The sequence below is a fragment of the Streptomyces sp. NPDC049577 genome, from assembly GCF_040675635.1.
Classification (GTDB): domain Bacteria; phylum Actinomycetota; class Actinomycetes; order Streptomycetales; family Streptomycetaceae; genus Streptomyces.
Genome location: NZ_JBFAPH010000402.1, coordinates 1 through 5,241, shown reverse-complemented (window position 1 = coordinate 5,241; position 5,241 = coordinate 1). Strand labels below are relative to the sequence as shown.

Genomic DNA, 5,241 nt, shown 5'->3' with positions numbered 1-5,241 from the left:
CGTTCGAGGTCCGGTCCATGGCCGACTGGGGGGCCACGATGGAGCGGACAGCGTGGCAGCGGCTGGTGGCCGTTCATCAGGCCCGTGCGACGGGCCGGCACGCGTACCTGGAGGTCAGGACTGTTGACCTCGGCTGACCGGTACTTGCCGACCGCGTGGGCGCCGCGCCGCCCGGTTCGGCGCGCGCCGCAGGACGGGAACGGTGCAGCGGGTCCAGTCGTCGAAACACGTCGGAGCCCAGGGGGCGCCGTGGTCGATGGTGGTGGTGCGGTAGCCGGCGTCGACCCAGGCCGTGCGGACCCGCGGGTGGGCCGCGGCGATGCGGGACAGCAGCTGGACGCCGGTGGCAGTGTCGGAGACACTCGCGGCGGTGGCCATGACGGTCAGCAGCAGGAACGAGCGTGTCCGTGCCCAGATGACGTTTGCGGCCGATGATCCGTTTCCCGGCGTCAGTGCCCTGACCCGCGAGGTGGACGTTGGTGGAAGTCCTGACGGTCTGGGAGTCCAGCACGCACGCGGACGGCTCGGCGTTTCGGCCCTCGGCCTCGCGGACCAGGCGCCGCAGCAGGCCGGTGAGCTGCTCGGAGACCCCCTCCGTCTGTCGGGCCGCGAAGACCGTGCACCGTGTTCCGTACCGCACCTCCTGCCGGGCGCTCAGGGTGTCGGAAGCCTGGTTCTACACGTGGCGGCGCCGTCCGTTCCAGCCGACGCAACGCGAGATCAGGCGGGTCGGCCTGGCCGAGCGGGTCCGCTGTTTCTTCGACTGCTCGGGCCGGACGTACGGCTCGCCGAGGATCACGCTGGACTTGTGCGAGGAGGGCTGGCAGGTGTCGCAGCACACCGTCGCCGACATCATGGTCGAGCTCGGCCTGCAGGGCCGCACGCCGCCTCGCCGACGCCGTTCACTGGCCCGCCCGGGCAAGCGGAAAGCGGCTCCTGCCCTGGTGCGGCGCACGTTCGACGCCGTCGTGCCCGACGTGTTGTGGCGGGGCGACATGACGCAGATCGGCACCGGAGCATCTCCCCAGGTCTCACAATCGGGGCACCCCAAGAGGCGGTTGACAATGGGGAGCCATGCTGCCGGCATCGAAATCCCCGGCGACGAGCATGGCTGCCGCTGGGCTCCGTCCCGGCCCAGCCTCTTTGTGGGGCCCTGGCCCCGCCCTGGGGCCAAGCCCCGCCAGCCCTGTGGAACGGGCCTGTCCGGAGACCGTTACAGGCGCGGGGTGCGCGCCTCGATCCGGTAGTCGAAGGCGGCACCGCTGACGCTGGCTGTGGTCACCCCGCCGTCGACGGTGAGGACGGCCCCGTTGACGTAGGACGCGGCGGGCGACAGCAGCCAATCGATCGCCTCGGCGACCTCCTCCGGCTCACCCGGCCGCCTGGCGGGAGACAGCCGGTTCGCCTCCTCGTACGCCGCCTCGGCGCCGCCCGCCATCCCCGCCTCCGCCGCGAACCGCGCCATCCGCCGGTCGGCCATCTCCGTACGCACCCAACCCGGGCACACCGCGTTCGCCCGCAGCCCCTGCGGCCCGTAGTCGACGGCGAGGGAGCGGCAGAGGTGGAGCAGACCCGCCTTGGACGTCGCATAGGCGGCGTTGCCGACGCTGTTGCGGAGCGCGGCGACCGAGGCGACCGCGACCACCGCCCCGCGGGCCGCCAGCAGATGCGGCAGCGCGGCACGCAGCAGCAGGAACGGGCCGGTGAGGTTGATCCGTATCAGCTCTTCCCAGTCCTCGACCGCGGTGTCGCCGACCGCGCCGGCCCGCCCGATTCCGGCGTTGAGCACCACACCGTCGAGTCTCCCGTAGGCCGTCACCGTCTTCTCGACGAGCTCGCGCACGGCCTCGGGGTCGGCGGCGTCGGAAGGGTGTGCCAGCGCTCCGGTCTCCTCGGCCACCCGGTGCAGCGGCTCGGGCCGCCGCCCGGAGATCACGACCTGGTGCCCGGCGGTGCGCAGCAGCCGGGCGGTGGCGGCCCCGATTCCCGTTCCCCCGCCCGTCACCAGGACAACACGCTGTTCCGGCATGGTCATTTGCCTCCGAAGGTGGTCGGCTCCGGTTCCCCGCACTGCGATCATACGAAGCGCCGGCATCGCCGGGCCGAGCGGGTGCCGCTGCCGTCGGCACGCGGCTGTGTGCGGGGCGAGGAACGATCGTGGCGAAGGGCAGCGGCGTACAAAGCGGCGAGTAGTCGGTGGAACGGTGCGACGGTGCGACGGCGGAGACTTGCGGCAGAAGCACGCCCGACTCAGCCCGCGCACGCTCCAGCGCCTTCGACGCCATCGCTGCCGCCCGCGCCCTCCTGGTCGTCGACGACCTTGAAGCCGCCTGCGCCACCGGACTGCGCGCCATCCGCATCGGGTCACGCGTCGAATCCGCCCGCGTACGCCGCCGCTTCCTCGACCTCGCCCGCGAAGCCCACCCCCACGAGTCGAAGTCGATGATGCTGCTGGCCTCGGCCGGCGGGAACAGCGTCCCGGTCATCGCGCGCCTGGTCCAGGCGGACGAGGGCACCGTCCGCGACGTGATCCACCGCTTCAACGAGATCGGGCTTGCCTGCCTGGACCCTCGGTGGGCGGGAGGCCGTCCCCGCCTGCTCAACCGTGACGAGGAGGACTTCGTCGTGCAGACGGCCACTACTCGTCCGGCCGTGCTGGGCAAGCCGTTCACGCGCTGGTCGCTCCGCAAGCTGGCCGAGCACCTGCGGCGGAACATTCCCCGGCCGGTGCGGATCGGACGTGAAGCTCTTCGCTGCGTGCTCGTGCGCCGCGGGATCTCCTTCCAGCGGACCAAGACCTGGAAGGAGTCCCCGGACCCGGACTTCGACGCCAAGCTTGACCGCATCGAGTACGCGGTCAACGAACGGCCGGACCGCACCTTCGCCTTCGACGAGTTCGGCCCGCTCGCTATCCGACCGACCGCCGGTTCGTGCTGGGCACCGGCCGGCCGGACCGGCTGCCCGCCACCTACCGCCGCACCCACGGCATTACCTACTTCCACGGCTGCTACTCGGTCGGCGACGACCGGCTCTGGGGCGTCAACCGCCGGTGCAAAGGCATCGACCACACCTGGGCGGCTCTGCGGTCGATCCGGGCGGCCCGCCCGGACGGCGCACCCATCTACGTGATCCTGGATGACCTCTCCGCCCATGCGAATTGGCGCATCCGCAGGTGGGCGGCCAGGAACAAAGTCGAGCTGTGCTTCACGCCGGCCTACGCGTCCTGGGCCAACCCGATCGAGGCCCACTTCGGCCCCTTGCGGCAGTTCACCCTCGCCAACTCGAACCACCCCCAACCACACCGTCCAGACCCGCGAGTTGCACCGCTACCTGCGCTGGCGCAATCAGAACGCCCGCCACCCCGACGTCCTGGCCGCTCAGCGGCGTGAACGCGCCCGCGTCCGCAGCGAAATAGGCGTCCGCTGGGGCGGCCATCCGCCGCGAGCGGCCTGACCGGTCCCTCGCCGGGCTTCACCCCCTCCCGACCAGCACCCCGGTCCAGCTGGATCAAATCCCAGCGGTTGCCGTAAAGATCCCGGAAAACGGCCACCGTGCCATACGGCTCGCGCCGGGGCGCCTCTTCGAACCTGACCCCGGCCGCCCTCATCCGCTCGTAGTCACGGTCGAACGCATCCGTGTTCAAGAACCAGCCGACCCGGCCGCCGGTCTGGTCCCCGATCCGCTCCTCCTGACCGCTGGCCGTCGCCCGGGCCAGGAGCACCGCCGTCTCCCGTGCACCGGGCGGAGCCACGACCACCCACCGCTTCTCGTCATCGATCCGGGTGTCTTCCAGCAGCTCGAAGCCCACGATGTCCCGGTAGAAGGCAATGGCTTCGTCATAGTCACGCACGACAATAGTCACCAGTCCGATATAAGACGGTGTCTTGATTGGCGGTGGTTCGTTGATCCGGCCATGGGGATAGTCGAGCGGCTGGTGCCGGACGGGTTGTGGGAGCTGTTCCAGGACGTGGCGCCGGAGGCACCGCAGCGTCCGCAGGGTGGTGGCCGACGGCGGTGCGACGACCGCGCGGTACTGGCCGCGATCGTGTTCGTGGCCACCTCCGGCTGCACCTGGCGGCAGTTGCCGCCGGTCTTCGGCGCCTCCTGGCAGACCGTGCATCGACGTTTCACTGACTGGTCTGCGGCCCGGGTCTGGGCCAAGCTGCACCGCGTGCTGTTGGACCGGCTCGGTTCAAAGGGCGATGTGGACTGGTCGCGTTGCGTGATCGACTCGATCAGCGTCCGCGCCGTCAAAGGGGGCCCCTGACGGGACCGAATCCGACCGACCGGGGCAAGAAAGGGTCGAAGATCCACGTCATCTGCGACCGCAATGGTCTGCCGATCTCAGTGGGCGTCTCCGCTGCCAACCTGCATGACAGTCAAGCCCTCGTGCCGATGATGCTCGGCATACCGCCCATCCGGTCACGCCGCGGGCCCCGGCGCCGTCGGCCGGCCCGGCTCCACGCGGACAAGGGATACGACTTCGACCACCTGCGGAACTGGCTGCGGCGTCGGCAGATCGTGCCCCGCATCGCCCGGCGCGGCGTGGACAACTCCGGCCGGCTCGGTCGGCACCGCTGGGTCGTAGAGCGCACGCTGTCGTGGATGGGTGGCTGCCGCCGCCTGCACCGCCGCTACGAGCGCAAAGCCGAGCACTTCCTCGCCTTCGTCGGCATCGCCAGTGCCCTCATCTGCTACCGACGCACTGCCAACTGAGACGACCTCTAACAGGTCATCTCATTTGGAGTGTTCGATAGTCTGCTGACGTGGGGATCGTTGAGCGGCTGGTGCCGGATGAGCTGTGGGAGTTGTTCCAGCGTGTGGTGCCGGAGGCGCCGTCGCGGCCTCAGGGGGGCGGGCGGCGCCGGCACGGTGACCGGGAAGTGCTGGCCGCGATCGTGTTTGTGGCCACGTCGGGGTGTACGTGGCAGCAACTGCCGGCGGCGTCGTTCGGGCCGTCGGGAGCCACGGCCCACCGGCGGTTTTCCGAGTGGACCAAGGCGAGGGTCTGGGCGAAGCTTCATCGCCTGGTCCTGGACGAACTCGGCTCCCGCGGTGAGTTGGACTGGTCTCGTTGTGCGATCGACTCGGTGAACATGCGGGCCCTGAAAAGGGGGATCTGACGGGTCCGAATCCTGTGGACCGGGGCAAGTACGGCTCGAAGATCCACTTGGTCACTGAGCGAACCGGTCTGCCCCTCTCCGTCGGGATATCGGGAGCGAACTTGCACGACAGTCAGGC

At 70.3% G+C, this 5,241-nt stretch carries 4 protein-coding genes and 4 pseudogenes; 4 read left to right on the top strand and 4 right to left on the bottom strand.

Annotation, left to right across the window (positions count from 1 at the left end):
- Positions 1-243 precede the first annotated feature (243 nt).
- Together AB0K09_RS29545 and AB0K09_RS29540 are read right to left on the bottom strand one after the other, a co-directional pair.
- Positions 244-613 (bottom strand): annotated as a pseudogene (locus AB0K09_RS29545) (transposase); the annotation flags it as partial.
- 63 nt (positions 614-676) lie between these two features.
- Positions 677-856: a hypothetical protein gene (locus AB0K09_RS29540; RefSeq protein WP_366068473.1), complete on the bottom strand. Its 180-nt coding sequence runs from the start codon at positions 854-856 to the stop codon at positions 677-679.
- Between AB0K09_RS29540 and AB0K09_RS29535 the strand changes: the two genes are divergently transcribed.
- Positions 795-1,247 carry a hypothetical protein gene (locus AB0K09_RS29535; protein WP_366068472.1) on the top strand — a complete coding sequence of 151 codons (453 nt, stop codon included), beginning with the start codon at positions 795-797 and terminating at the stop codon, positions 1,245-1,247. The genes AB0K09_RS29540 and AB0K09_RS29535 overlap by 62 nt on opposite strands.
- Here AB0K09_RS29535 and AB0K09_RS29530 read toward each other — a convergent pair.
- The gene (locus tag AB0K09_RS29530; protein WP_366068470.1) at positions 1,214-2,029 is read right to left on the bottom strand and encodes an SDR family oxidoreductase; all 816 of its coding nucleotides are present in this window, start codon (positions 2,027-2,029) and stop codon (positions 1,214-1,216) included. The two genes, AB0K09_RS29535 and AB0K09_RS29530, sit on opposite strands and share 34 nt — an antisense overlap.
- 407 nt (positions 2,030-2,436) lie before the next feature.
- On the opposite strand from AB0K09_RS29530, the pseudogene AB0K09_RS29525 reads away from it, so the two are divergent.
- A pseudogene (locus AB0K09_RS29525) lies at positions 2,437-3,453 on the top strand (IS630 family transposase); the annotation flags it as partial.
- A 49-nt stretch (positions 3,454-3,502) separates the two neighbouring features.
- On the opposite strand, the pseudogene AB0K09_RS29520 reads toward AB0K09_RS29525, so the two are convergent.
- A pseudogene (locus AB0K09_RS29520) lies at positions 3,503-3,889 on the bottom strand (VOC family protein); the annotation flags it as partial.
- Between the two features lie 30 nt (positions 3,890-3,919).
- On the opposite strand from AB0K09_RS29520, the gene AB0K09_RS29515 reads away from it, so the two are divergent.
- Positions 3,920-4,716 (top strand): IS5 family transposase gene (locus tag AB0K09_RS29515; RefSeq protein ID WP_366068471.1). Its coding sequence is split into 2 segments (ribosomal slippage): positions 3,920-4,255 and positions 4,258-4,716, totalling 795 coding nucleotides; the frame shifts between segments, so codons are not numbered across the junction.
- A gap of 50 nt (positions 4,717-4,766) precedes the next feature.
- Positions 4,767-5,241, top strand: a pseudogene (locus tag AB0K09_RS29510) (IS5 family transposase); the annotation flags it as partial.